Genomic DNA, 24,895 nt, shown 5'->3' with positions numbered 1-24,895 from the left:
CCGGTGCGTGCCCGCCTACTTTCGGTCGGATTGGTAAATGAGTCGCGCGGCGTGTGTGAACCGGCTTACCGTCGACAATCGTGCTCTCCGCCACATATCCCTTCGCCTCGCCTCGGCTGCCCGCCCGGCCGACGGCCGGTCGCTACCTGCTCGCGGTGCTGCGTTCGCGCCCGTGGCTGGTGGTGACGGCCGCGTTCACAGGCGCCTGCTGGTCGCTGCCCAGCGCGCTGCTGCCGCTGGTGATCGGCCGCGGCATCGACGCGATCGCGGCGGACGACACCGGCGCGATCTGGCGCTGGGCGCTGGTGGCGGCCGGGCTGGGCGTATTCCAGGCGGGCTTCGGCACGTGGCTGCACTTCACGTCGTACGGCATGTGGATCCACGGCGCGGGCACCACGCAGCGCCTGGTCACCACGCACACCACGCGCCTGGGCGCGACCCTGCGCGAGGCGACGACGACCGGCAACGTCGTGGCGGTGACGTCGTCGGACATCAACTGGATCGGCAACACCTACGAGGTGATCGGCCGGACCGTGGGTTCGATCGTCGCGTTCGTGGTGATCGGCATCGTGATGCTGGGCTCGTCGCCGCTGCTGGGCGTGGTCGCCTTGGTCGGCGTGCCGCTGGCGGTGCTCGGGATCGGGCCGCTGCTGAAGCCGTTGCAGAAGCGCAAGACCGTGCAGCGCGAGAACCTCAGCGAGGTCAACGCGCTGGGCGCCGACATCGTGTCCGGCCTGCGGATCCTGCGCGGGGTCGGGGGCGAGCGGCGGTTCCTGAATCGGTTCCACGACGCGAGCCAGCTGGTGCGCCGCTCGGGTGTCGAGGTCGGGCGCGCGGAGGCGTGGCTGGCCGCGGCGGCGATCGTGCTGCCGGGCCTGGTCACCGTGGCGATCACGTGGCTGGGCGCGCGGCTCGCGCTGGACGGCACGATCGGCGTGGGCGAGCTGGTGGCGTTCTACGGGGTCTCGGCGTTTCTCGTGGTGCCGGTGGACACGGCGACGGAGGCCGTGGGCGCGGTCAGCTCCGGTCTCGTGTCGGCGCGCAAGATCTGCGCTCTGCTGTCGCTGCGGCCCCGGCTGGCCGAGCCGGCGGCGCCGGTGCCGCTGCCCGCCGGGCCGCTGGACCTGGTGGACACCGAGACCGGCATCCACCTGGCGGCGGGCAAGCTCACCGTCGTCGATCTCGGGGCCGACGCGGAGGCGCTGGCGGACCGCCTGGCGCGGTTCACGGACGCGGCCGAGCCGGTGCTGGCCGGTGGCGTGCCCGTGGACGAGGTCGCGCTGGCCGAGCTGCGTTCTCGGGTCGTGTACGCGCACAACCAGGACCTGTGGTTCTCAGGGGTGCTGCGCGAACAGCTGACCGCCGCGCTGCCGAGTGACGTGAGTGTGGAGGCGGCCCTGTACGCGGCCGACGCCGACGACATCATCGAGGCGCTGCCCCGCGGTGTCGACGAGCTGATCGGCGAGCGCGGGCGCGAGGTGTCGGGCGGCCAGCGGCAGCGGCTGAGCCTGGCGCGGGCGCTCGCGACGGACGCTGACGTGCTGCTGCTCGACGAGCCGACCTCGGCCGTCGACGCGCACACGGAGGCCAGGATCACCCAGCGCGTCGCGGATCTGCGGCGCGGGAAGACGACCGTGGTGTTCAGCCAGAGTCCACTGTGGACTCATGTGGCGGACGAGGTCGTGAGCGGGAAAGCGGTGACGGTGTGAAACGGCTCCCCCTCGCCTCGGGTCGCGACGTGCGGCGCTGGGCGGCACGCACGGCCGCCGAGCACCGGCGTGAGTTCTCGGTGATGCTCGGGCTGTTCTGCCTGGCCACGCTGATCGGGCTGACCGGGCCGCAGCTGCTCGGCCTGCTCGTGCAGGGCGTCGTCGACGGCGACAGCACGGTGCGCGTCGACCTGCTGGCCGTGGGTTTCGTGGTGGCGCTGCTGCTGCAGGCCTGGGCGAAGAAGGCGGCGCGCCTGCGTGGCCGCATGTTCGGCGAGCGCGTGCTGGCGCAGACGCGCGAGCGGTTCGTGGCCAACTCGCTGAGCCTGCCGCTCGGCACGGTCGAGGCCGCCGGCACCGGCGACCTGCTCAGCCGCGCGACGAGTGACATCAGCCGCCTCGACCACGCCGTGCGCTTCGCGGCACCGGAGATCCTGATCGCGGTGGTGACGGTGCTGCTGACCACCGTCGCGATGATCGCAACGTCGCCGCTGCTGGCGCTGGCGCTGCTCGTGGCGCTGCCGCTGCTGGTGCCCGTGAACATCTGGTACCAGCGCCGGATCCCCAAGCTGATGGCCTGGATGCTCGACCGCTGGGGCGACCTGCAGTCGGCCACGCACGAGACCGTCGAGGGCGCGCGGACCACCGAGGCGCTGAGCCTCACCGACCGCCGCATCCTGCTGGGCCGGGACGCCCTGGACGAGGCCGTGCTCGGCGAACGCCGCATGCGCGCGCTGCAGCTGCGGTGGCTGCCGTCGCTGGAGATCAGCTACGTGCTGCCGATCGCCGCATTGCTGGGCCTCGGTTTCTTCGCGTACTCGCAGGGCTGGGCGCAGCTGGGCACGATCACGACGATGCTGGCCTACGCCCAGGCCATGACGGCGCCGCTGAACGAGGCGCTGTTCTGGATGGAGGACCTGCAGGTGGCGCTGGCGGCGGCGCGCCGAATCCTGGGTGTGCAGCCGGCTCCGGCTCGTGCCGAGGTGACCACGGTGCCGGCCGGGCGCGACCTCGAGGTGCGCGACGTCCACTTCGGGTACACGGCCGATCGCGAGGTGCTGCACGGGATCGACCTGTCGGTACCGCGGGGCGAGCGCTTGGCGATCGTCGGGCCTTCGGGTGCCGGCAAGTCGACGCTGGGGCGGCTGCTCGCGGGCATCTCGGCGCCGACGTCGGGCTCGATTCGTGTCGGTGGCACGGAGGTTTCGTCGCTGGCGGAGGATCTGCTGCGCGGTGAGGTGCTGTTGCTGACGCAGGAACACCACACGTTCTCGGGTTCGCTGCGGGAAAACCTGTCGCTGCCGGCTCGGCGTGATGGCGGCGACTGGACGGACGCGGAGCTCCTGGCCGCGTTGACTTCGGCGGGTGCGGCGGAGTGGTTCGCTTCGCTGCCGGAGGGCTTGGACACGCGACTGGGTTCCGGTGCGTACGCGGTTCCGGCGGCGTTGGCGCAGCAGCTGGCGCTGGCGCGGGTCGTGCTGGCTGATCCGCACACGCTGGTCCTGGACGAGGCGACTTCGTTGCTGGACACGGGTTCCGCGCGTGAGCTGGAGCGCTCGCTGAACGCCGTGCTGGAGGGCCGCACGGTGATCGCCATCGCCCACCGCCTCCACACGGCCGCCGCGGCCGACCGCGTCGCCGTGGTCGAGGGCGGTCGGATCACGGAGCTGGGCTCGCACTCGGAACTGCTGGCGGCCGACGGGCCGTACGCACGGTTGGTGGCCGCGGCCACGTAACCGGCAGCCCGGCTGATCAGCCGGGCTGCCGGCAGATCAACACGTTGCACTGGGCATTGGGCGACAGATCCCGCAGCAGTACGGCCGGGTCCAGGTAGTTGACCGGGTTCACATCGAGGTCCAGCGGCGGCATCCGGAACGGCCCGGGGTCGGGCACGGGCGTGTCCTGAACGCCGCGCAGCAGGATGCGGAAGAAGTTGTAGTAGAGGTTCGAGCCTGACGGCGACGCACTCAGCAGGCCGGCCAGGTTCAGCGACGTGTCGCCGAGCGCGCCGGTCCAGGTGACCGTGATGCCGAGGCTCGGGATCATGAAGTTGTTCTGCTGCAAGGCGCCGACCATGGCGAACAGGTCGTCGGGCGCGCTGCCGATCATCGGCCCCGCCACCGTCTGCGCGTGGGGGAAGTTGGCCGAGGTGCACGAGCTGCCGCCGTTGTGCCAGAACAGGAAGCCGTAACACGGGTTGGTGGGCGTGTTCGCCCGCGCCTGCGTGAGGTAGTCGCTCGAGACGACGCGCTGCCCGCGCCAGCTGCCGTCGTGTTGCATCAGCAGCCCGAGCTTCGCGAACTGGGCCGGCGGGATGAACAGGTTCGCGTAGCCGTAGCTGTTCCCGGCCCGGTCGCGCAGCCAGAGGTAGCTGCCGCGCGGAATGCCGAGCGGGTCGAACAGCTCCCGCTGCGCGAAGTCCTGCAAATCCTCGCCGACGGCGCGCTGGAGCACCGCCGAGAGCAGGTCGGGCGTGCGCTGGCTGTACTCGAAGTGCGTGCCCGGCTCGTGGGTGAGCGGCTGGGCCAGCGCTTCCTGCGCGATGTCCGGGTCGGTGCCGATGGTCGCGAACTCCGACAGGATCGCCTCGTCCAGCCCGGAGGTCTCGGTGAGCAGGTCGCGGATCGTGACGGCGCGGTGCGCCGCGTCGCCCATCCCGGCGGGCAGGTACTTGCCGATCGGGTCGTCGAGCCCGATCCGGTGCTGGTCGTAGGCGATCCCGGTGAGGATCGAGACGACCGACTTGGTGGAGCTGAAGATCTCCACCGGCACGTGATCGGTGACCGGGTCGAGCAGGCCGCGGCCGATCCGGCAGTCGTAGCGGAAGATCTGGACGGAGGCGCGCAGGTGGGTCTGCGCGTAGGCCACCGCGGCGTCGACAGCGGCGGGATCCATCGCCTCCTCGGCGGGCGACGCCGTTTCGAATGCGGTGCCTTCCGCGGGGAGCGTGCAGCCCTGACGCGGCGCGGCGGTCGCCATGCCGGGGATGACCAGAGCCGTCACCAGCAGCAATGCCGCGGTGAGTGAGGCGACCACGCGTCGACGCATGCCGGCACTCCTTTGCTTGACCTGGCGGTAAAGCTAGCGCAGCTTTACCGCCGGGTAAAGCCGAGCGGATATGCTCGCCGGATGAACCGCTCCACTCGCGCCCGCCCCACCGACGACGAACTGCTCGACGCCGCCCGGACGGTCTTCGTGGAGTGCGGCTTCCGCGCCACCACCATGAACGCGATCGCCGAGCGCAGCCGTTCCACCAAACCCACGCTGTACGCCCACTTCGGCGACAAGGACTCCCTCTACCGCCGCCTGCTCGACCGCGAGGCCGCGGCCTGCCGCGCGCGGCTGTTCGCCGAATACGAACGCAACGACGGCCTCGGCCTGCGCGCCCAGGTCGCCGCCGATACCCAGGCCCTGTTCGACTACGCCGCCGCCGAACCCGACGGCTTCCGCCTCCTGTTCGGCGTCGACATCACCAGCGACACCATCGCGGTGCGCGAACGCCTCCTCGCCGACATCGACGAACAGGTCACCCGTCGCATCCGCGCCTACCTCACCGCCCACGGCCTCCCCCCACGCGCCGACGAACGCCAGCTCGCCAACATCCTCGTGGGCGTCGCCACGACCTCCGCCCGCCACGCAATCGACCACGGCCTCGACCTGCCGTCGGCGGCCCGGCTCGCGGCGGACTTCTCGACGGCGGCGTTGATCAACCTCCCGGCCGGCTAATTCCGTTGTGCCCCTTGCCCGCGCAGGCCACGATTTCCGACGTGAGCAGCAGGTTGAGGAACATCGCCGCGGAGACCGTGCGGATCGTCGAGCGCGGTCAATACGGCGAGGTCGTGATTCGGGATCAGGTGGCGCTCGCGCGCAAGGGCACGCGGCTGTACCTGCCGACCGACGAGGTTTCCGCCCCCGAGGCCCGAGTCGCGCCGAGCATCGAGGTCACCAACGAATCGAGTACCGCGGCCGCGCGTCGGCTGGGTGGCGATGTCGCGTGCCTCGTGTTCGCCTCCGCGCGAAACCCCGGCGGCGGCTTCCTGAACGGGGCCCAAGCGCAGGAAGAGGCGATCGCCCGCAGCTCGGCGCTGTACGCGTGCCTGCTCGAAGCGCGGGAGTTCTACGAGCACCACCGCGCGAACAGCGACCTCCGCTACAGCGACCGCGTCATCCACTCGCCGGGGGTGCCGGTGTTCCGCGACGACAGTGGCGCTCTCTTGTCCGAGGCGACGTCCGTGTCGTTCCTGACCGCGGCGGCGCCGAACCTGGGCGCGATCAGGCGCAACCAGCCGGAGCACGAGGCCTCCGTGCCGGCCGTCCTTGAGCGGCGGGCCGACCGTGTCGTGGAGATCGCCGCGAGTCGCGGGCACCGCAAGCTCGTGCTGGGCGCGTGGGGCTGCGGGGTGTTCGAGAACGATCCGGCGGTTGTCGCCGGCGCGTTCCGGAAGGCTCTCGACGCCCGGCCACACTTCGAGCACGTCACGTTCGCCGTGCTGGACCGGCGTGCGGGCGAACCGGCCTACGCCGCGTTCGCCCGCACGTTCGGCCGGTGAATCAGGCCTTCGCGAACGCGTCGACCGCGCTCAGGAACATGCCCAGCCCGTCGTCCGACGGCCCGGTCAGCGCGTCGATCGCGTGTTCCGGGTGGGGCATGAGGCCGACGATGCGGCCGTTTTCGCTGCGGACGCCGGCGATGTCGTTGCGGGAGCCGTTGGGGTTGCCGTCCACGTAGCGGAACGCGACGCGGCCCTCGGCCTCCAGCATGTCCAAAGTGGACTGGTCGGCCATGTAGCAGCCGTCGTTGTTCTTGAGCGGAATGAGGATCTCCGCGCCCTTGTCGTAGCGGCTGGTCCAGGCCGTGTCGTTGTCCTCGACGCGCAGCCACTGGTCGCGGCAGACGAAGTGCAGGCCGACGTTGCGGATCATCGCGCCGGGCAGCAGGCCGGCTTCGCAGAGGATCTGGAAGCCGTTGCAGATGCCGAGGACCGGCATGCCCTTTCGGGCGGCGTCGATGACCGACGTCATCACCGGCGCGAAGCGGGCGATCACGCCGGCGCGCAGGTAGTCGCCGTAGGAGAAGCCGCCGGGTACGACCACGCCGTCGACGCCGCGCAGGTCGGCGTCGGCGTGCCACAGGGGCACGGCCTCGGCGTCGGCGTAGCGGACCGCGCGGGCGGCGTCGCCGTCGTCGAGGGTGCCCGGGAAGGTGATGACGCCGATGCGCGCGCTCACGCGTCCACCCGGCGGATGGTCCACTGCTCGATCACGGGGTTCGCGAGGAAGCCTTCGGCGATCTTGGCGAGCGTCTCGTCGTCGACGGTGTCGTCGACTTCGAGCTCGAAGTGCTTGCCCTGGCGCACTTCCGTGACGCCGGTGAACCCCAGCCGCGGCAGCGCGCGGGCCACCGCCTGGCCCTGCGGGTCGAGGATCTCGGGTTTCGGCATGACGTCGACGACGACTCGGGCCACGGCAGGCTGCTCCTTATTCACGCAGGTCGTGGGGTACGGGGCGAGCGTACTTGACCCGTGGCACCCGGCGCCCGTCCGGTGCCGCGCACAGAAGCGCAGGTCACAACTGGCCCGCGCCGCACGGGGAGAGGATGCTGCTCACGGGGCCTTTCCCCGGCCCGCGTGCTGGGCCATGATGAGTCGTTGACAGCACGCCAACATGAGCAGCTGGAGGCATCGTGGCCGGTCAGGACTCGTTCGACTACGTCATCGTCGGCGCGGGCAGCGCGGGCTGCGTGCTGGCGGCCCGGCTGAGCGAGGATCCGGCCGCCCGGGTGCTGCTGCTCGAGGCCGGCGGCGAGGACACCGCCGACGAGATCCACATCCCGGCCGCGTTCGCGTCGCTGTTCAAGACGCGGTGGGACTGGAACTACGAGACCGTCGAGCAGAAGCACACCGGCAAGACCGCCTACTGGCCGCGCGGCAAGATGCTCGGCGGCAGCTCGTCGATCAACGCGATGATCTACATCCGCGGTAACCGCGCCGACTACGACGGCTGGCGCGATTCCCACGGCGCCACCGGCTGGGGCTGGGACGACGTGCTGCCGTACTTCAAGCGCGCCGAGGCCAACCAGCGCCTCGGCGGACCACTGCACGGCACCGACGGCCCGCTGCAGGTCGAAGACCGCCGCTTCACCCACGAGCTGTCCAGCGCGTGGGTCGACAGCGCCGTGGCCTGGGGCCTGAAGCGCACCGACGACTTCAACGGCGAGACCCAGGAAGGCGCCGGCGTCTACCAGGTCACCTGCAAGCGCGGGCGGCGCTGGTCCACCGCCGACGCGTACCTGCGGCCCGCGTTGTCGCGGCCGAACCTGACTGTCCACACCCACGCGCAGGCCACGCGGGTGGTGTTCGAGGGCACGCGCGCGGTGGGCGTGACGTACCTGCACAAGGGCGTCGAGGTCACGGCGCGCGCCGACGCGGAGGTGCTGCTTTCGGGGGGCGCGGTGAACTCGCCGCAGCTGCTGATGCTGTCCGGCGTCGGGCCGGCCGAGCACCTGCGTGAGCTGGGCATCGACGTCGTCGCCGGCTTGGCGGGCGTCGGTGCGAACCTGCACGACCACCCGGCGGCCGGCATCATCTGGTCGACCAAGGGCACCACCGACCTCGTCGACGCGGCCACCCCGGCCGGCCTGGTCCGCTGGCAGCTGACGCGGCGCGGGCCGCTCGCGTCGAACATCGGCGAGGCAGGCGCGTTCTTCCCGACCCGCGACGGTCTCGCCGCTCCCGACATGCAGATCCACGTCGCGCCGACGTTGTTCTACGACAACGGTTTCCGCGAACCCACCGTCCCGGGCTTCACCTCGGCGGCGACGCTGGTCGACGTCGCCAGCCGCGGCCGGCTGCGGCTGAAGTCGGCGAATCCCTTGTGGAAGCCGGAAATCGACCCGGCGTACTACGCGGAGCCGATCGACCTGGACACCATGAAGACGGCGCTGCGGTCGCTGATCGACATCGGCAAGTCGGGGCCGCTCGCGCGGTTCCTGGACAAACCCTTCCTGCCCACCACCCACGACCTCTCCGACGACGCCCTCACCGACCACATCCGCGAGAACACCCAGACGCTCTACCACCCGGTGGGCACCTGCGCGATGGGTTCGGACGAGCACGCGGTGGTCGACCCTTCGCTGAAGGTGCGCGGGGTGGAGGGCCTGCGGGTCGTCGACGCCTCGGTGATGCCGGTGGTCCCGCGCGGCAACACGAACGCCCCGACGATCATGGTGGCGGAGAAAGCGGCGGATTTGATCCGGGGTCGTTCGGCCTAGGTCGGGCCCAGGCAGTTGTCCCCAACCTGCTGTCCACAGCCGCGCCACAACCCGGGCCCGACCTAACCAACCCTCCTCAGGCTCTCGCGCGTGAGGTCCGCCGGCGTCGGGTAGCCGTCGACGGCCATGATCAGGTCGGCTTCGGCGAGGAGGCTGCGGAGGACGTGGACGGCGCCGTCGACGCCGCCCAGCGCGAGGCCCCAGACGTAGGGCCGGCCGACGCCCACGGCCCGCGCGCCCAACGCCAGCGCCTTGACGATGTCCGCGCCCGAGCGGACGCCGGAGTCGAACAGCACCGGCGTGTCGCCGGAGGCGTCGACGACACCGGCGAGGCAGTCGAGCGCCGGGAGGCCGCCGTTGGCCTGGCGCCCGCCGTGGTTGGAGCAGTAGATGCCGTCGACGCCGCCGTCGATGGCGCGCCGGGCGTCGTCCGGGTGCTGGATGCCCTTCACGATCAGGGGCAGCGACGTCAGTGACCGCAGCCACGGCAGGTCGTCCCAGGTCAGCGCGTTGCCGAAGAGCTGGGCCCACAGTCCGACGGCCGCCATCGGGTCCTCTTCGGGCGCCTTGCCGAGCAGCCGAAGGAAGACGGGGTCCGTGAAGTAGTTGGCGAGACAATGACCGCGCAGCTGCGGGAAGTTCGCCGTGGTCAGGTCGCGCGGGCGCCATCCGGTGACCCACGTGTCGAGCGTGACCACGATCCCCTTGAACCCGGCCGCTTCGGCGCGCTGCACCAAAGACGCGGCCAGCTCGCGGTCAGTCGGCGTGTAGAGCTGGAAAAACCCCGGCGTCTCCCCGAACTCGCCCGCGACCTGGTCCAACGGGTCGGCCGACAGCGTCGACGCGACCATCGGCACGCCCGTGCGCGCGGCGGCCCGGGCGGTGGCGAGGTCGCCGTGGCCGTCCTGGGTGCAAATGCCGACGACGCCCACCGGCGCCATGAACAGCGGCGACGCCAGCTTGAACCCGAACAGGTCCACCGACAGGTCGCGTTCCTTGGCTCCGACGAACATCCGGGGCATCAGGCCCCAGCGCGCGAACGCGTCGACGTTGCCGCGCTGGGTCGCCTCGTCGCCGGCGCCACCGGCCACATAGGACAGCACCGAAGGCGGGAGTGCCTGCGCGGCACGGGCTTCGAGGTCGGCGTAGACCATCGGCATGGTCGGGACGCGGCCGGTGAGCCCGGCGAAGTAGATCTCGTTCTGGAAATCGCCGTAACGCGTCATGCGGGCTCTTTCTGGGCTCGGGAGGACCGCACCCCGGCGTTCCGGGGCGCGGTCCAGACCCTAGCGCTTGCCGTGCATGACCGTGATGAGCTTGGCGACCAGCGCGTCGGTGGATTCCTTGCGATTGAAGGAAGTCAGGGTGATCGGCGCGGTGAAGCGCTGCCGCGCGACGGCCTTGGTCCGGGCGAACTCGCGCAGCCCCTCGGGCCCGTGGATACGGCCGTAGCCCGAGTCGCCGACGCCGCCGAAGGGCAGCGACGCGATGCCGGCGAACGAGAGCGGCGCGTTGATCGAGGTCATGCCCGTGCGCAGCCGCGCGGCGAGCTCGACGCCGCGGGACTTGGAGAACACCGTGGAGCCGAGGCCGTACGTGGTGGCGTTGGCTTTGTCCACCGCCTCGTCCATGTCGCGGACCTTGGCGATGGTGACCGTCGGGCCGAACGTCTCCTCGCGCACGGCTTCGGAGTCTTCCGGCACGTCGACGAGAATGGTGGGTTGCGCATAACGATCGCCGACGCTGTCCACACCCCCGAGAACGGCGCGGCCGCCGCGTTGGAGGGCGTCAGCGATGTGGCGGCGGATCACAGCCAGCTGCGAGGGCATGGTGACGGGGCCGTACTGCGCGTCCTCGTCGGAGCCGGCGCGCACGTTCTGCGACTTTTCCACCACCTTGGCGACGAACTCGTCGTGCACGCGCTCGTGGACGTACACCCGCTCGACGCCGATGCAGGTCTGGCCGGAGTTGGAGAAGGCACCCCACACGGTGGCGTCGGCGGCGGCGTCGAGGTTGGCGTCGGCGTCCACGAGCACGGGGTCCTTGCCGCCGGCCTCGATCACGACCGGGGTGAGCGTGTTGGCCGCCGCGGCCATGATCTTCTTGCCGGTGGCGGTGGAGCCGGTGAACGCGATCTTGTCCACACCCGACGTCACGAGCGCTCCGCCGGTCTCGCCGAACCCGGTGATCAGCTGCAGCACGGGCTGCTCCGGCACGACCTCGTTGAACGCGTCGACCAGCCACTTGCCGACGCCCGGGGTGTACTCGCTGGGCTTGAAGACCACGGCGTTGCCGGCAGCCAGCGCGTAGGTGACCGAACCGAGCGGCGTGTACACGGGGTAGTTCCACGGGCCGATCACGCCGACGACGCCGAGCGGCCGGTACTCCACCGTGGCCGCTTGGTTCGACATGAGCAGGCCCGCGGAACGGCGGTGGCGGCCGAGGTACTTGCGCGCGTGCTTCGAGGCCCACGCGATGTGCTCGATGGCGAGCACGGACTCGAGCTGGGCGTCGGCGATCGGCTTGCCGGTCTCGTCGCGCACGACCTGGCACAGCTGCGGCAGGCGGCGCGTGATCACGCCCTTCCACTGCCGCAGCCGGTCGGCGCGCCCCGCGAAGCCCAGCCCGTCCCACCACTCCGCCGCCACGCGCGCCCGCTCGACGGCCGCGCGCACGTCTTCGGCGGTGTGCACCGGGTACGTGCCCACGACCTCGTCGGTCGCCGGGCTGAGCGAATCGAAGGTTTCGCCGACCGAGGTCGGCTTCGGCTGGACGGCGGTCATCGGCGTCTCCCCTGCTCTTCGGCGTTGTGGTTCAGGCTACGAGGTTGCTGACGCAGTGCCAATAGTCGCCCGACGCTCCGGTCAGCATCGCATCGGCGGGCACCACGGGGAAAGGGTCGTCGAAACCACCCGATCGAGACCGCGGCCGCGACACCCGGCAGCGGCGCCAGCCACAGCGGCAGCACCCCCACGGCCAGCGACCCGAGCCCGAACCCGCACGACTGCACCGTGAACGACACCGAGAACCCTTCCGACCTGCGGTTCTCCGGCAGCAGGCGCTGCAGGTTGACGGACGCGATCGTCACGAGCGGTCCGGTCGCGCCGCCGATGAGCACGACTCCGGCGACGAGGCCCACCCAGCCGAGGTCGGCCGCGACGAGCGTCCCACCCGCGACGAAGCCGGCGAGGAACAGCCTCGGCCCCCGATCGCGCCCGCGCCACGCGTAGATCGCGCTGCCGGCAATGCTCGCGCCGCACAGCAGGCCGATGACTCCCGGCGCCGCCGCGGCGGGTGCGTCGAGGCGCTCGACCAGGGGTAGCGGCGCGACCTCGATCGTCGACAGCAACAGCCCGACGGTGAACTGACACCCGAGCCAGGGCAGGCAGGCTTTGAAGGGGACTTCGGGTCGTTTTTCGGCCCTTGGTTCGGTGACCCGCCCGGGCACGAAACTCGCGGCCGCGGCCGCCGCGCCGGCCATCGCGAACAACGGCACGAACGGACCAGTCAGGCTCGCCACAGCCACGAGCACGGGCCCGGCCACGAGTACGCCGTCGAGAATCATCGCGTCGACGGCAACGGCCCTGGTCAGCTGGCGTTCGTGGACGATCGCCGCCAGCAACGCCCGGAACCCACCCGCGACCGCGCCCCCTGCCAGCCCGGGGATGACGATGAGTGCGATCAACGCCGCTTCGTTGACTCTCGCCTCGGCCGCCATCGCCGCGGCGGTCAGCCCCAGTGCGACCACGCCTAGCAGCACCCGGAGACCGCGCGCCGTCCCGACTCGATCCAGCAGTCTCCCGACGGGCACCGCTCCAGCCATCTCGGCCACCACGTAGACGGCCATCAGTACACCCCCGAGCCGATACGACCCGGTCACTGCCGCGGCCACCGTCGTGAACGCGAGTGGCGCCATCCCGGCGGGCAACCGGGCCAACTGCACCCCTGCTGACCAGCGCCAATACGTGGTGGTGAACATGCTTTCGAGCGTCGCGTGGCGGGCCGCCCTGCCGGAATTGATTCGGCTGTGGCCGAATACTCCGGCGCAAGCAGCGTGAAGCCGCCGGCGTTCGGGTATATCCGAATCCATGGTCGAGTTGGTCCTCAGCACCGCCGGAGTCCGGTTCGCGATCTCGCCGCTCGAGGAGGTCATCGGGGTGGTGCGGGGGTGGCTGGGGAAGCGGCGGTTGCCCGGCGGGGCCGGGTGGCTCGGCCAACAGCGGCTGGACGTGCCGGAGTTGGCGGCAGTGCTCGGGGCGCGGCACTACATCACGGAGTTCCTCTCGCCGCCGCCGGCGACAGCGGAGACGACGGCCGACGAGCAGCTGCGGGTCCTCAGGGGGACGCCGCCGGGTCAGGTGGAGCTCGAGCTGGGGATGGTGGATGCCGACCTGAGCGGGCTGCCGGCCCGGCCCGTCGAGGCGAGGGATCTGCTGGCCGACCAGCTCGAGGCCGTCTGGCACCACACCGTCGAGCCGGAGTGGGCGCGGATGCGCGAGGTGCTCGCGGCGGACATCGCCTACCGGACGCGGCGGTTGGGTGCGCAGGGCGTGGCGGGGGTGTTCGACGGGCTGCACCCGAGGGTGCGGCTCACCGGGGACTCCGTGCTGGTCGACATAGCGGCCCGGCAGCGGCTGGAGCTGGACGAGCGCGGCCTGCTGCTGGTGCCGAGTGTGTTCGCGTGGCCGTCGGTCGGAGTGGTCACGGTGGCGCCGTGGCAGCCGACGTTGTTGTACCCCGCGAGGGGGGTGGCCAGCCTGTGGACCGAGCCGACGACACCGGAGGCGCTGGCCGGGGTGGTGGGGCGGACAAAGGCGATGTTGCTCACCACGTTGGACCGGCCGGCGGCGACCACGGAGCTCGCCGCGCGGCTCGGGCTGGCGAAAGGAACGGTTTCCGCGCACCTCACGGCGTTGCGGGCCGCGGGTCTGACCGCGACGACGCGCCAGGGCCACCGCGTGCTCTACCGGCGGACCGAGCTTGGCGACGCGCTCTGCGCGGGCATAGGGTGAATGTGACCATGTGTGAAGGAGAATCCTGATGCGGATCGTCCATTTCGGACACGCCTGTGTACTTCTGGAAACCGACGGCGAGCGGATCCTGATCGACCCGGGCGCGTTCTCCACCGACTTCGAGCGTGAGCGCGAGCTGTCGGCCGTCCTCATCACCCACCAGCACTTCGACCACATCGACGGCGAGCGCCTGCCGAAGGTGCTGGCGGCGAACCCGGACGCGAAGCTGATCGTCGACCCGGGCTCCGTCGAGACCGTGCAGAAGCTGAACCTGCAGTACGAGGTCGCGAACGTCGGCGACGCCTTCGAGATCGGCGGCACCGCGGTGAACGTGGTGGGCGGTGAGCACGCCGTCATCCACAGCGACATCCCCGTGATCCCCAACATCGGCTACGTGCTGGACCACGGCGCCTTCTACCACCCGGGCGACTCGTTCTTCGTGCCCGAGCAGAAGATCGACGTGCTCGGCCTGCCGACGGGCGCACCGTGGCTCAAGGCCGGCGAGGCGGTGGACTTCCTGCGGGCGGTCGCGCCACGCAAGTCCGTGCCGATCCACGAGGCGGTGCTGTCGAGCCCGGCGCTCCACTACGGCCTGTTCGAGAACCTCGCGCCCGAGGGCACCGAGGTGCAGGTCGTCGAGCGCGGCGTCGCCACCGACCTCTGAGGACAGTCCGGGGTGGTGACCGACGGGTGACCACCCCGGCAGCTCAGGGTCGCGAACCCACGATCTGCAGCGCGAACCGGCTGTACTCGTCGGCGACGGCGTCGGCCGGCATCGGGCCGTCGTCGCGGAACCAGCGGGCGATGCTCACGCACATCTCGCGGATCGCGAACGACGCCAGCGCCGGCGAGCCCACGTGGAACACCCCCGCGTCGACACCGCCGGCGATGATTCCGCGGAAGGCGTGTTCGTGCCGCCGGCGCCGGTCCTGGAAGCGCGTGCGGTGCGGTTCGCCGAGGCAGTCGGTGTCACGGTTGACCACCAGCGCCTCGCGCCGGTGGGTGGCGTGGCGGAACGCGTACACGCGGGTGGCGCGCGCCAGCCGGGTCGGCCAGTCACCGTCCTCGCTGGTCATGCTCTCGAAGTCGTCGAGCACCGCGGCGGTCGTGCGGTCCACAATGGCGCGCAGCAAGTCCTCCTTGGACCGCATGTGGTTGTAGAGGCTCGGGGTACGGATCCGCAGCACGTCGGCGATCTGGCTGAGCGCGGTGCCGTGGTAACCGCGTTCGGCGAACAGCGTGAGCGCCGTGTCCAGCACCACTTCCTCACTCACCGCGGCGCGCGTTTGACCTGCTGTCACCAGTTCCTCCCCCGCACGAGCGCACCGAAACCGGCGAGCTCGGCACCCGTCAGCGGCCGGTCGACCGGGAACACCACCTCGTCCGCCACGAACTCCCGCCGCCGCGTCACCACGACGGAGGTGGCCGGCACCGGTCGGCCGAGCGCGGCACAGCGAGCGGCCAGGTCGTCCGGTTCGCCCGGAACGTCCGTGGTCTGCCGGCAGGTGGCGAACTCCGCCGCCAATCGCACGGTACCCCGGCCGCCGGCCACGGTGATCGGCACCGGGCCCAGTGCGCCGAGCACTTCCTCGGCCAGGCGGGTGTGCGCGGTGACCGAGCCGAACGGGCCGGCGTCGTCGTCGGCCGGCTTCAACCCGAGCACGAACCGGCCGTCGCTGAGGTACTGGACGGTGCGCGCGCCGGGCAGCACCTCCGCGGGCCGAGGCGGCACGAAACAGCAGATCCCGGCCGAAGTGGTCTCCACCGCCAGCGCCGCGCACAACGCGAGATCACCGTCGACGTAGAAGGTCGCGCAGCCGTGGCGCTCGAGCTCCCGCCACGTCTCGCGCGCGGCCGAGGCCGGCACATCGGCGAGCCGCAGCCAGGCGGCGGTTCTCATCGCGGGTTCAGCTCCTGCGCCGCGGCCTCCACCGCGTCGACGACCCCGACGTACCCGGTGCACCGGCAGATGTTGCCGGACATCTCCTCCCGGATGCGTTCCCGACCGGGCGCGGGTTCGCGGTCCAGCAGGTCCAGCGCGGTCATCAACATGCCGGGCGTGCAGAATCCACATTGGAGCCCGTGCTTCGCGCAGAACGCTTCCTGCAACGGGTGCAGTGTGCCGTCCTCGGCTGCGAGGCCCTCGACGGTACTGACGGAACACCCGTCCGCCTGCACGGCCAGCATCAGGCACGCGCGCACGGGCTCGCCGTCCACCAGCACGGTGCAGGCGCCGCACACGCCGTGCTCGCAGCCCAGGTGCGTGCCGGTCAGGCCGAGGTCCTCGCGCAACGCGTCGGCCAGCGTCCGGCGCGGCTCGACGTCGATGTCGCAACGGGTTCCGTTGACGCTGAACTCGGCTTTCATGCCGCGGCGCGCTTCCCGTGAGAGGCCAGGGCGCGGCGGACGAACTCCGCCGTCATCGCCCGCCGGTAGTCCGCCGACGCGTGGATGTCGCTCTGCGGCTGAGTTTCCGCCGCCGCGGCGGCAGCAACGGCGTCGACCTCGGCACCGTCGTTCAGCAGCTGCTCGGCCTCCGCCGGGCGCAGCGGCACCCCGCCGACGCCGCCGATCGCGAGCCGCCACCGACCGGCCACTTCGGCCGCGACCACGAGCACGAGCCCGAAGTCGCCGTGCCGCCGCGAAAACTCGGCGAACCCCCAGCGCGAAGGCACCGGCAGGTCCACTGCGGTGATCATTTCGTCCTCGGCCAACGTGGTTTCCAGCGGTCCCGCGAAAAACGAGGTAGCCGTCTCGGCGCGCGTGCCGCCCGGGCCGGCAATGTGGACGGTCGCTTCCAGCGCGGCGGCGACCACCGGCAGCTCGGCCGACGGGTCGGCATGCGCGATGCTGCCGCCACTCGTGCCGCGAGAGCGGATCGCCGTGTGCCCGATCCAGCGAGCGGCCTCGGCGAGGAGCGGGTGGTGCGGTTGCTCGACCAGCCGCGCGTGCCGGACCAGCGCACCGAGCCGGACGTCGCTGCCGGTGGGCGTGATCGTGGCCAGGCCGGGAATCCGGTTGACGTCGACCAGGACCCGCGGCCGGGCCATGCGCAACGCGAGCACCGGCATCAGGCTCTGGCCGCCGGCGAGGATCTTGCCGTCTCCGTCCGCCTCGGCCAGCGTGCGCACGGCCTCGTCGACGCTGTGCGCCCGGACGTAGTCGAACGGCGCCGGTTTCACTTCGACGCCTCCTTCGGCCAGCTGTCCTCGAACGCCGTGTCCAAAGTGGAGTCCCACGGCGCGCCTTCGAACAGCGTGTCCAGCGCCTGTTTCGAATACTTCAGGGACGACGGCGCGAACTCGGCGATCTCGGCGGCCCATTCCAACGCGGCGTCGAGGTCACCCAGGCGGTCGACGAGCCCACGGTGAAAAGCCAGCCCGGCGTCCAGCCGGTCACAGCCCAGCAGCATCGCGCGCGCGGCCCCGCCACCGGCCAGCAACGCCAGGCGCCGGACCGTCCACGGGTCCACGACCAGGCCGTTGCGCGCGGTCGGCACCGCGAACACCGCGGACGGCGCCGCCACCCGCAGGTCACACGCGATCGCGAGCTGCGTGCCGGCGCCGATGGCGGGCCCGTTGACGGCCGCGAGCACCGGCACGGGCACGGCCGTGATGCTGTGCAGCGCGTCGTAGAGGGCAGTGCGGAACCCGTCGCCGTGCACGCCACGGAGGTCGGCCCCGGCGCAGAAGCTCGTGCCCCGGCCGGTGATCACCAGCGCGCGCACCCGCGGGCCCAGCTCCACAACGGCTTTACGCAGGGCAACGCAGTGCTCGACGTCCAGCGCGTTGCGCCGCTCGTGCCGGTCGAGGGCGATGACACCGACCTCGCCGCGGATTTCGGTGGTGATCATCGCAATGCCTCCCAGATCGTGCCCGGCGTCAGCGGCAGGTGCGTGACCTGCACGCCGAGCGCGTCGGTCACCGCCCCCGCGAGCACCGCGTTCGGCCCGAGCGTGCCGCCCTCGCCGACGCCGCGAACGCCGAGCGGGTTGTCCGCGGGGTGCGAGAGGTGACCGATCACGAGCTCGGGCACTTCGGCGCTGGTCGGCATCAGGTAGTCCATCAGCGTGCCCGTGGACAGGTTGCCGCCCTCGTCGTAGATCAGGTGCTCGTAGAGCGCACCGCCGATGCCTTGCGCGATCGAACCGGCGATCTGCCCCTCGACGACCTGCGGGTTGATGACGGTGCCGGCGTCCTCGACGCACACGTACTTGAGGATCTTCAGCTCACCCGTCGCCCGGTCCACCTCGACGACTGCGGCCTGCGCGCCGGCCGCGAAGGCCCCGCGGATCGGGTCGTAGAACTGCGTGGCCTCCAGCCCCGGCTCGATGCCCTGCGGCAGCCGGTTGGACTCCAGGTACGCGACGCGCGCCAGCTCGGCCAGCGTACCCACGGGTTTGGCCTCTCCGGCGACGCGCACGTCACCGTTGACGAGGCTGAGATCGTCGACATTGGCCTCGTACAGCTCGGCCGCGAGCCGCAGGATCTTCTCCCGCACGGTGACCGCCGACCGGTGCGCCGCGCCCCCGCCGATCACGGCTTGTCGCGAGGAGAAGGCGCCGAAGCCCCACAACGATTCGTTCGTGTCGCCGATCCGGACCTCGACGTCCGCATAGGACACGCCGACCGCGTCCGCGACGATCTGCGCCACGGTCGTCTCGAGCCCCTGCCCCTGCGACGTCACGCCGGACAGCACGGTCACCCGGCCGTCGGGGTTCACGCGGACGGTGCACGCGTCGTGACCGGTGCGGAACGGCATCCGCGGGCCCGCCGCGGCCGCGCGGCCCAACCCGGTGAGCTCGTTGTAACAGGCCAGTCCGAGGCCGATCGGGTTCTCGCCGGCCGACTGCCGTCTCGCCTGCTCGGCGCGGAAGTCCTCGTATCCGATGGACTCCACGGCCTTCTCCAGGCACTCGCCGTACCAGCCCGAGTCGTCGACCAGCCGCGACGGCATCCGGTACGGGATCTCCTCCGGCGAGATCAGGTTCCGCCGCCGAATGTCCAAAGCGGACATCCCGAGCTCGGCCGCCGCCGCGTCGAGCACCGACTCCATCGCGAACACGCTCGCCGGCCGCGCGACCCCGCGGTACGGTCCGGACGGAGCCGTGTTCGTCGCGATGCCACGCACGGTGCAGCGGTAGTGCTGCAACCGGTACGGCCCGGACAGCAGGCCGCCGGCCATCAGCGGCTCGATCCCGGCTGTCCACGGGTACACCGAATACGCGCCGACGTTGCAGGTCACGTCCGCGTCGAGCGCCACCAGCTCACCGTCGGACCGGAACCCCGCCTTCACGACGTAGCGGTGGTCTCGCGCGTGCGTCGCCGCGAGCAGGTGCTCCGCGCGGTCCTCGACCCACTTCACCGGCACCCCGCGCAGCTGCCGCGCGATCAGGCACAACGCGACGTCTTCGGGGTACACCACGGCCTTCACACCGAAGCCGCCGCCGACGTCGGGCGCGATCACCCGCACGTTGCCCTCGGGAATGCCCAGCAGCTCGGCGATCATGTTGCGTGCGATGTGCGGCACCTGCGTGCCCGACCACAGCGTGAGGCGGTCGTCCGCCGGGTCCCACAGCGCGACGCCCGCGCGGCACTCCATCGGGTTGCCCGCGTGGCGGTTGGTGATCAGCTCGCGTTCGACCACGAGGTCCGCGCCGGCCAGCGCGTCCGGCACCTCGCCGGTGTCGAAAGTGCGCTCCAGCAGGACGTTGTCCGGCGCGTCGGCGTGCAGCGGCTCGGTCGGCGGCAGCCACGCGGTGATGTTCACCGGCAGCGGTTCGTAGTCGATGTCGATGAGCTCCAGCGCATCTTCGGCGCGGTAGCGGTCGTCGGCGACGACGGCGGCCACCGGCTCGCCCGCGAACCGCACCTTCTCCCGCGCCAGCAAGGGCTGCTCGGTCTCCACATAGGACGGCAGCGCCGACAGCGCTCGCAACGGCACGGCGGCGAACTCCGCCTGGTCGCCGGTGAACACGTGCACGCGCGGAAGCTCGCGCGCGGCGGACGTGTCGACCCGGGTGATCCGCGCGTGGCCGAACGGGCTGCGCAGGAACGCGACGTGGCGCATCCGAGGCAGCTGCAGGTCGGAGACGTACCGCCCACGCCCGGTGATCAGCCGCGCGTCCTCCTTGCGCCGCACGACCTTCCCGACGGCGCCGGCCGGGTTCTCCTCCACGGTCGTCACGGCATCGTGTAGCCGCCGTTGACCGACACGATCTGCCCCGTGGTCCAGGACGAGAGCGGCGAGGCCAGCAGCAGCACGGTCGGGGTGACGTCCTCGGCGCGCCCCAGGCGGCGCAACGGGTAGGCCGAGAGGATCTTCTTCATCTTGGCCTCGTCGGCGTGTCCGGTGTGGTCGTCCAAACTGGACGTCTGCACCAGCGCGATCGACACGGCGTTGGCACGGATCCCGTGGCGGGCCAGCTCCTTGGCGAGCGACTTGGTGAGGCCCACCGTGGTCGAGCGCGTGGTGGCCGTGACCAGCAGCCGCGACTCGCCGACCCGGCCGGAGTCGCCCATGAGGTTCACGATGGCGCCACCACCGCCGTCGACCATCTGCTTCGCGACGGCCTGCGTGATCCGCAGCGTGCCCTCCACCGTCACGCCGATCTGCGGCGCCCAGTCTTCCTCCGTGGTCTCGAGGAACGGCTTGCTCTGCGTGGCCGCCGCGTTGTTCACGAGCACATCGATGGAGCCGAGCTGGGTCACGACGTCGTCGACGGCCGTGCGCACCGAGTCGCCGTCCCGCAGGTTCGCGCCCACGGCGATCGCCTTCACTCCGAGCGCGGCTGCCTCCGTCGCCGCGGCTTCGGCGCCGTCGGAGGAGGTGTTGTAGTGGAACGCGACGTTGGCGCCTTCGCCGGCGAACGCCATCCCGATGGCGCGGCCGAGCCCCTGGCCGGCTCCGGTGACCAGCACGTTCTTGCCGCTGAGCTTGAGGTCCATGGGTTTCCTTTCAGATGAGCTCGAACCGGCGCTCGCCGGAGACGGTCACGACGCGGCCGAACCGCAGGCCCGGGAAGTGCGCGCCGGCCACCGCGTCGGAGCTGTCGGCGAGCTCCTCGATCAAGCCGGCGCGCACCTTCCGCGCAGCCGTGCGGTCGACGTCGAAGATCGCCTCCCACGTCGGGTCGGTGAGCTCCACGGTGGAGTGTGCGACGTCGCCGAGCAGCAACGCGCGTTCGCCTTCGCTGGAAACGACGAAGATCGTGGAGCCGGGCGTGTGGCCAGGCACGTGGCGGGTGTCGAGGCCGGGCGCGAGCGTGGTGTCCGCTTCGAACGGCTCCAGCCGCTCGGCCAGTGGCGACAGCTTGCGCACCGCGCCGGGTTCGGCGTCCGGGCTGTCGACGAAGTGCGCCCAGTCGGCCCCGTGCACGCGGTAGGTCGCGTTCGGGAACACGACCTGGCCCTTCTTGGCGGCCCAGCCGACGTGGTCGAAGTGCAGGTGTGTGAACACGACGTCAGTCACGTCGTTGGGAGCGACGCCGTGTTCATGCAGGCTTTCGAGGAACTGCCCGCCGTGGTACTTGTCGTTGTCGATCGTGCCGACGCCGGCGTCGATCAGCACCACCCGGTCGCCGGTGCGCAGCAGGAACCCGCCGAGCGTGAGGTCGAGGTCGCCGCGTTCGTCGAGCAGGTGCTCGTGGCAGGCCCACGCGTCGGGCACGTCCGGGCGCACGAGGACTTCCCGGGCGGGCTCGCGGCCGTAGCCGTCGTAGACCGGTTCGATGGTGAGTGCTCCGATCTTCATGCCGGCACCACCAGCGTCCGCACACCTTGGCCGGCGGCCATGTCACCCAACGCGGTTTCGATGTCGCCGAGTCCACCGTGGCCGGTCACCATGGCCGCGAGGTCCAGCCGTCCACTTCGGACGTCTTCGAAGTACCTCGGCAGGTCGTGGGCCGCGTCGAGAGAGCCGGCGACGCAGCCGACGAGGGTGCGGGCGAAGTGGAACAGTTCGAGCGCGCTGAAGGACACGAGGTCGTCCTTGCCGCCGACGCCGACCACGCACGCGGTGCCGCCACGCCGGGTCATGCCCCAGGCGTCGCGGATCGTGCGGGCCGAGCCGACGCAGTCGAACGCGTAGTCGACGCCTTCGCCGCCGGTCAGGGCGCGCACGGCCTTCTTGGTGGTGTCGTCGGCCGGGACGAAATGATCGGCGCCCAGTTTCGTGGCGTAGGCCGCCTTGTCGGGGTTGCGGTCGACCGCGATGATCGTGCGGGCGCCCGCCAGCTTCGCGCCCTGGATGGCCGCCAGGCCGACGCCACCGAGGCCCACGACCAGCACCGACGAGTCGGGCTGGACGCGCGCGGTCTTGGTGACGGCCCCGACTCCGGTGGTCACCGCGCAGCCGAGCAACGCGGCGTCGGCGGAGCTGATGTCGTCGGGCACCTTCACCGCGGCGGCGGCCGGGACGACGGTCTGCTCGGCGAAGGACCCGACCGTCAAGCCCGCGTAGACGGGGTTGCCGGCCGAGTCCACAGCGTACGGTTCACTACCACGCGCGGCCCCGTTCACACACAGGTGCGCCTCACCCCGTCCACAGTGAACGCAGTCGCCACACGGCGTGATCCACAGCAGGATCACGCGGTCGCCCTCCGCGAGGTCGGTCACTTCGGAGCCGGTCTCCAGCACCGTTCCGCACGCCTCGTGCCCGAGCACGGCCGGAAGCTGCTGCGCGAGGACACCGCGGGCCAGCGACAGGTCGGAGTGACAAACGCCGGTGGCATCGATACGCACCCGCACGTCACCCGGGCCGACGTCGCGCAAGCGGATGCGTTCCACAGTCATCGGCGCGCCGGTTTCCCGGAGCACCAACGCGTTCACTTCGGTCACAGCTGCACCGCCTTGATCTCGAGGACGTCGGAAATGCCGTAGTCGCCGATCTCCCGGCCGATGCCCGACGCCTTGTACCCGCCGAACGGCGCTCGCGGGTTGAACGGCGCCGCGTTGACGTCGACCTGACCAGTGCGGATGCGCGCGGCGTACTCCAGCGCGTGGTCCGGGTCGCCGGTCCACAGCGCACCGCCGAGGCCGTAGCGCGAGTTGTTGGCGATGGCGATGGCGTGGTCGTCTGACTCCGCGGACAGGATGACCAGCACCGGGCCGAAGATCTCCTCCTGCGCGAGGCGCGAGTCGGGATCGACGCCACTGTAGACGGTCGGAGTGACGTAGTGACCGCGTTCGGGCAGCTCGACCGGGCCGGTGATCACGCGGGCCTCACCCGAGCCCAGGAAGCTCTCGACCTCCTTGCGCTGCCCGGCGGAGATCAGCGGCCCGAGCCGCTCGCCCGGCACGTACTTCGCGGACGCGGCGGCCGCCAATTCCTCCACCTGCGGCAACCGATCGTTCGGCACGATCAGGCGCGAGAGCGCGGTGCACGTCTGGCCGCCGTTGAGGTAGCAGTTGGCCACGGTGACCTTCACGGCCTTGGCGAGCAGCGCGTCGTCCACATCGGACAGCACGACGCTCGCGGACTTCCCGCCCAGCTCCAGCGTGACACCCTTGATCGTCTCCGCCGCGGCAGCCGCGACCTGCGCCCCCACGGGCGTCGAGCCGGTGAAGGACACGTGGTCGACGCTCGCGTTGCGCGTGAGCTGGTCACCGACGTCGCCGCCGCTGCCGGTGACCAGGTTGATCACACCGGCCGGGAACTCCGCGGCCTCGAAGGCGCGCATCAGCTCGAACGCGGTGAGCGGCGTCAGCGCGGCGGGTTTGAGCACCACGGTGCAGCCGGCCGCGAGCGCCGGGACGACCTTGACCACGATCTGGTGCAGCGGCAGGTTCCACGGCGTGATCGCGGCGACGACCCCGACGGGCTCACGCAGGATCACGGAGTTTCCCAGCTCGCTACGGAAGGGGAACTCTCCCAACGCTTCCGCCGTCTGAGCCAGCACCGCGAGCGGAGTGTCCACATGCAACTTCCGCGCCACCGGCGGTGGTGAGCCCTGTTCGAGCGTGATGAGCTCGGCGAACCGCTCGGCGCGCTGGGTGATCACCTCGTGCAGGCGGCGCAGCGCCGCGGCCCGCTCGGCGACGGGCGTGGTGGCCCAGCCGTCGAACGCCGCGTTGGCCGAGGCCACGGCCAGGTTGACGACGGCGGGCGAGGCCTGGGTGACGACACCCGCGAGCTCCTCGGTGGCCGGGTTCTCGACCTCGCTGTCGGTGCCGCCGCCGGCGATCCACTGGCCGCCGACGTAGAGGTGGGGTTCACGGACCACGGTCACTGCGTCGCCTTTCCCTTGCGTGCCAGGAGGATCGCGAGCACGACGAGCAGCAGCGCGACCGCCGCGACGGGCACCGCGCGCTTGGCGACCGTGCCGCCGACGCTCGCCATCACGTCGAGCGGTTCGACGTCGTCGAGGCTCGCGGGCTTGACGGGCTTGACCGGCGCGGCGCTCGCGAGCTCCGCTTCCAGCCGTTGGACGAACTGGCCGAGCAGCTTGCCCGTGACGTCGGCGATCACGCCGCGGCCGAACTGCGCGACCCGGCCGGACAACGCCAGGTCGGTGCGCACGTCGACCTTCGTCCCGCGGCCCTGCTCGGTGAGCGTGGCGGTGACCGTCGCGGCCGCGTTGCCCTGGCCGCCCGTGTCCTTGCCCTCGGCCCGCAGCACCGCGCGGTGGGCGCCGTCGTCCTTCTCGACGAAGCGCGCCGTGCCCTGGTACTTCGCGGAAACGGGGCCCACCTTGATCCTCACCGCGCCGCGGTACACGCCGTCTTCGACACCGAGCAGGGCCGCGCCGGGCATGCATGGCGCGACACGTTCGAGGTCCGTCAGCACGCGCCAGGCGGCGTCGACCGGCAGGTCGACGGTGAAGGTGTTGGAGAGGTCCACGTACACCACCTTACTAATTAACGTTAGTTCGCAGCGTAAGGGCAGGGTTCCGTGCGGTCAACCCG

The 24,895-nt window shown here is 71.3% G+C and carries 24 protein-coding genes; 7 read left to right on the top strand and 17 right to left on the bottom strand.

Going from position 1 to position 24,895, the window contains the following annotated elements; all coding sequences use genetic code 11:
• Nucleotides 1-80: 80 nt before the first annotated feature.
• Together QRX50_RS09905 and QRX50_RS09900 are read left to right on the top strand one after the other, a co-directional pair.
• A complete protein-coding gene (locus QRX50_RS09905) occupies nt 81-1,709 on the top strand; it encodes an ABC transporter ATP-binding protein (protein ID WP_285971655.1) in 1,629 nt (542 codons plus the stop codon).
• Nucleotides 1,706-3,445, top strand: a complete 1,740-nt coding sequence (locus tag QRX50_RS09900; RefSeq protein WP_285971654.1) for an ABC transporter ATP-binding protein — start codon at nt 1,706-1,708, stop codon at nt 3,443-3,445. Before QRX50_RS09905 ends, QRX50_RS09900 begins: the two co-directional genes overlap by 4 nt.
• A 16-nt stretch (nt 3,446-3,461) precedes the next feature.
• On the opposite strand, the gene QRX50_RS09895 is transcribed toward QRX50_RS09900, so the two are convergent.
• Nucleotides 3,462-4,757: a serine hydrolase domain-containing protein gene (locus QRX50_RS09895; protein WP_285971653.1), complete on the bottom strand. Its 1,296-nt coding sequence runs from the start codon at nt 4,755-4,757 to the stop codon at nt 3,462-3,464.
• 81 nt (nt 4,758-4,838) lie between these two features.
• Between QRX50_RS09895 and QRX50_RS09890 the strand changes: the two genes are divergently transcribed.
• Nucleotides 4,839-5,435, top strand: coding sequence for a TetR/AcrR family transcriptional regulator (locus tag QRX50_RS09890; RefSeq protein WP_285971652.1), 597 nt, complete (start codon nt 4,839-4,841; stop codon nt 5,433-5,435).
• A gap of 41 nt (nt 5,436-5,476) precedes the next feature.
• Entirely contained in the window at nt 5,477-6,259 is a 783-nt protein-coding gene (locus tag QRX50_RS09885) for a TIGR02452 family protein (protein WP_285971651.1), read from the top strand.
• A gap of 1 nt (nt 6,260) precedes the next feature.
• Here the strand turns inward: QRX50_RS09885 and purQ are convergent, their stop codons facing one another.
• Together purQ and purS are read right to left on the bottom strand one after the other, a co-directional pair.
• On the bottom strand, nt 6,261-6,938 hold the full coding sequence (gene purQ, locus QRX50_RS09880) for a phosphoribosylformylglycinamidine synthase subunit PurQ (RefSeq protein ID WP_285971650.1): 678 nt from the start codon (nt 6,936-6,938) through the stop codon (nt 6,261-6,263).
• Entirely contained in the window at nt 6,935-7,174 is a 240-nt protein-coding gene (gene purS / locus QRX50_RS09875; RefSeq protein ID WP_204092648.1) for a phosphoribosylformylglycinamidine synthase subunit PurS, read from the bottom strand. The genes purQ and purS overlap by 4 nt, the downstream gene beginning before the upstream one ends.
• 218 nt (nt 7,175-7,392) lie before the next feature.
• Here purS and QRX50_RS09870 point away from each other — a divergent pair, with 218 nt between their 5' ends.
• Entirely contained in the window at nt 7,393-8,979 is a 1,587-nt protein-coding gene (locus tag QRX50_RS09870; protein WP_285971649.1) for a GMC family oxidoreductase, read from the top strand.
• Nucleotides 8,980-9,041: 62 nt separating this feature from the next.
• Here the strand turns inward: QRX50_RS09870 and QRX50_RS09865 are convergent, their stop codons facing one another.
• The 3 genes from QRX50_RS09865 to QRX50_RS09855 are packed head-to-tail and all read right to left on the bottom strand — an operon-like array spanning nt 9,042 to nt 12,895.
• The gene (locus QRX50_RS09865; RefSeq protein ID WP_285971648.1) at nt 9,042-10,205 is read right to left on the bottom strand and encodes an alpha-hydroxy-acid oxidizing protein; all 1,164 of its coding nucleotides are present in this window, start codon (nt 10,203-10,205) and stop codon (nt 9,042-9,044) included.
• Nucleotides 10,206-10,265: 60 nt separating this feature from the next.
• Entirely contained in the window at nt 10,266-11,762 is a 1,497-nt protein-coding gene (locus tag QRX50_RS09860; RefSeq protein ID WP_285971647.1) for an aldehyde dehydrogenase family protein, read from the bottom strand.
• The gene (locus tag QRX50_RS09855; protein WP_285974411.1) at nt 11,759-12,895 is read right to left on the bottom strand and encodes an MFS transporter; all 1,137 of its coding nucleotides are present in this window, start codon (nt 12,893-12,895) and stop codon (nt 11,759-11,761) included. Before QRX50_RS09855 ends, QRX50_RS09860 begins: the two co-directional genes overlap by 4 nt.
• Before the next feature lie 172 nt (nt 12,896-13,067).
• On the opposite strand from QRX50_RS09855, the gene QRX50_RS09850 reads away from it, so the two are divergent.
• Nucleotides 13,068-13,991, top strand: coding sequence for an ArsR/SmtB family transcription factor (locus QRX50_RS09850; RefSeq protein ID WP_285971646.1), 924 nt, complete (start codon nt 13,068-13,070; stop codon nt 13,989-13,991).
• A gap of 28 nt (nt 13,992-14,019) precedes the next feature.
• Nucleotides 14,020-14,655 (top strand): MBL fold metallo-hydrolase, encoded by a 636-nt coding sequence (locus tag QRX50_RS09845; RefSeq protein WP_285971645.1) that lies wholly within the window; start codon nt 14,020-14,022, stop codon nt 14,653-14,655.
• Nucleotides 14,656-14,698: 43 nt separating this feature from the next.
• On the opposite strand, the gene QRX50_RS09840 is transcribed toward QRX50_RS09845, so the two are convergent.
• The 11 genes from QRX50_RS09840 to QRX50_RS09790 are packed head-to-tail and all read right to left on the bottom strand — an operon-like array spanning nt 14,699 to nt 24,830.
• A complete protein-coding gene (locus QRX50_RS09840) occupies nt 14,699-15,292 on the bottom strand; it encodes a TetR/AcrR family transcriptional regulator (RefSeq protein ID WP_285971644.1) in 594 nt (197 codons plus the stop codon).
• Nucleotides 15,289-15,891, bottom strand: a complete 603-nt coding sequence (locus QRX50_RS09835; RefSeq protein WP_285971643.1) for a hypothetical protein — start codon at nt 15,889-15,891, stop codon at nt 15,289-15,291. Before QRX50_RS09835 ends, QRX50_RS09840 begins: the two co-directional genes overlap by 4 nt.
• Nucleotides 15,888-16,358, bottom strand: coding sequence for a (2Fe-2S)-binding protein (locus QRX50_RS09830; protein WP_285971642.1), 471 nt, complete (start codon nt 16,356-16,358; stop codon nt 15,888-15,890). The genes QRX50_RS09835 and QRX50_RS09830 overlap by 4 nt, the downstream gene beginning before the upstream one ends.
• Nucleotides 16,355-17,173, bottom strand: a complete 819-nt coding sequence (locus QRX50_RS09825) for an FAD binding domain-containing protein (protein ID WP_285971641.1) — start codon at nt 17,171-17,173, stop codon at nt 16,355-16,357. The genes QRX50_RS09830 and QRX50_RS09825 overlap by 4 nt, the downstream gene beginning before the upstream one ends.
• A complete protein-coding gene (locus QRX50_RS09820; protein WP_285971640.1) occupies nt 17,170-17,844 on the bottom strand; it encodes an enoyl-CoA hydratase in 675 nt (224 codons plus the stop codon). Before QRX50_RS09820 ends, QRX50_RS09825 begins: the two co-directional genes overlap by 4 nt.
• A complete protein-coding gene (locus QRX50_RS09815; protein ID WP_285971639.1) occupies nt 17,841-20,177 on the bottom strand; it encodes a xanthine dehydrogenase family protein molybdopterin-binding subunit in 2,337 nt (778 codons plus the stop codon). The genes QRX50_RS09820 and QRX50_RS09815 overlap by 4 nt, the downstream gene beginning before the upstream one ends.
• A complete protein-coding gene (locus QRX50_RS09810) occupies nt 20,174-20,938 on the bottom strand; it encodes an SDR family NAD(P)-dependent oxidoreductase (RefSeq protein ID WP_285971638.1) in 765 nt (254 codons plus the stop codon). The genes QRX50_RS09815 and QRX50_RS09810 overlap by 4 nt, the downstream gene beginning before the upstream one ends.
• Before the next feature lie 10 nt (nt 20,939-20,948).
• The gene (locus tag QRX50_RS09805; protein WP_285971637.1) at nt 20,949-21,743 is read right to left on the bottom strand and encodes an MBL fold metallo-hydrolase; all 795 of its coding nucleotides are present in this window, start codon (nt 21,741-21,743) and stop codon (nt 20,949-20,951) included.
• Nucleotides 21,740-22,828: a zinc-binding dehydrogenase gene (locus QRX50_RS09800; protein WP_285971636.1), complete on the bottom strand. Its 1,089-nt coding sequence runs from the start codon at nt 22,826-22,828 to the stop codon at nt 21,740-21,742. The genes QRX50_RS09805 and QRX50_RS09800 overlap by 4 nt, the downstream gene beginning before the upstream one ends.
• Complete coding sequence (locus QRX50_RS09795; RefSeq protein WP_285971635.1) at nt 22,825-24,219, bottom strand: aldehyde dehydrogenase family protein; 1,395 nt, start codon at nt 24,217-24,219, stop codon at nt 22,825-22,827. Before QRX50_RS09795 ends, QRX50_RS09800 begins: the two co-directional genes overlap by 4 nt.
• Nucleotides 24,216-24,830 (bottom strand): SRPBCC family protein, encoded by a 615-nt coding sequence (locus tag QRX50_RS09790; RefSeq protein WP_285971634.1) that lies wholly within the window; start codon nt 24,828-24,830, stop codon nt 24,216-24,218. Before QRX50_RS09790 ends, QRX50_RS09795 begins: the two co-directional genes overlap by 4 nt.
• Between the last annotated feature and the right edge of the window lie 65 nt (nt 24,831-24,895).

This window comes from Amycolatopsis sp. 2-15 (assembly GCF_030285625.1).
GTDB lineage: Bacteria > Actinomycetota > Actinomycetes > Mycobacteriales > Pseudonocardiaceae > Amycolatopsis > Amycolatopsis carbonis.
Note: the sequence above shows the minus strand (reverse complement) of the source record. Positions and strands in the feature narration are given on the sequence as shown.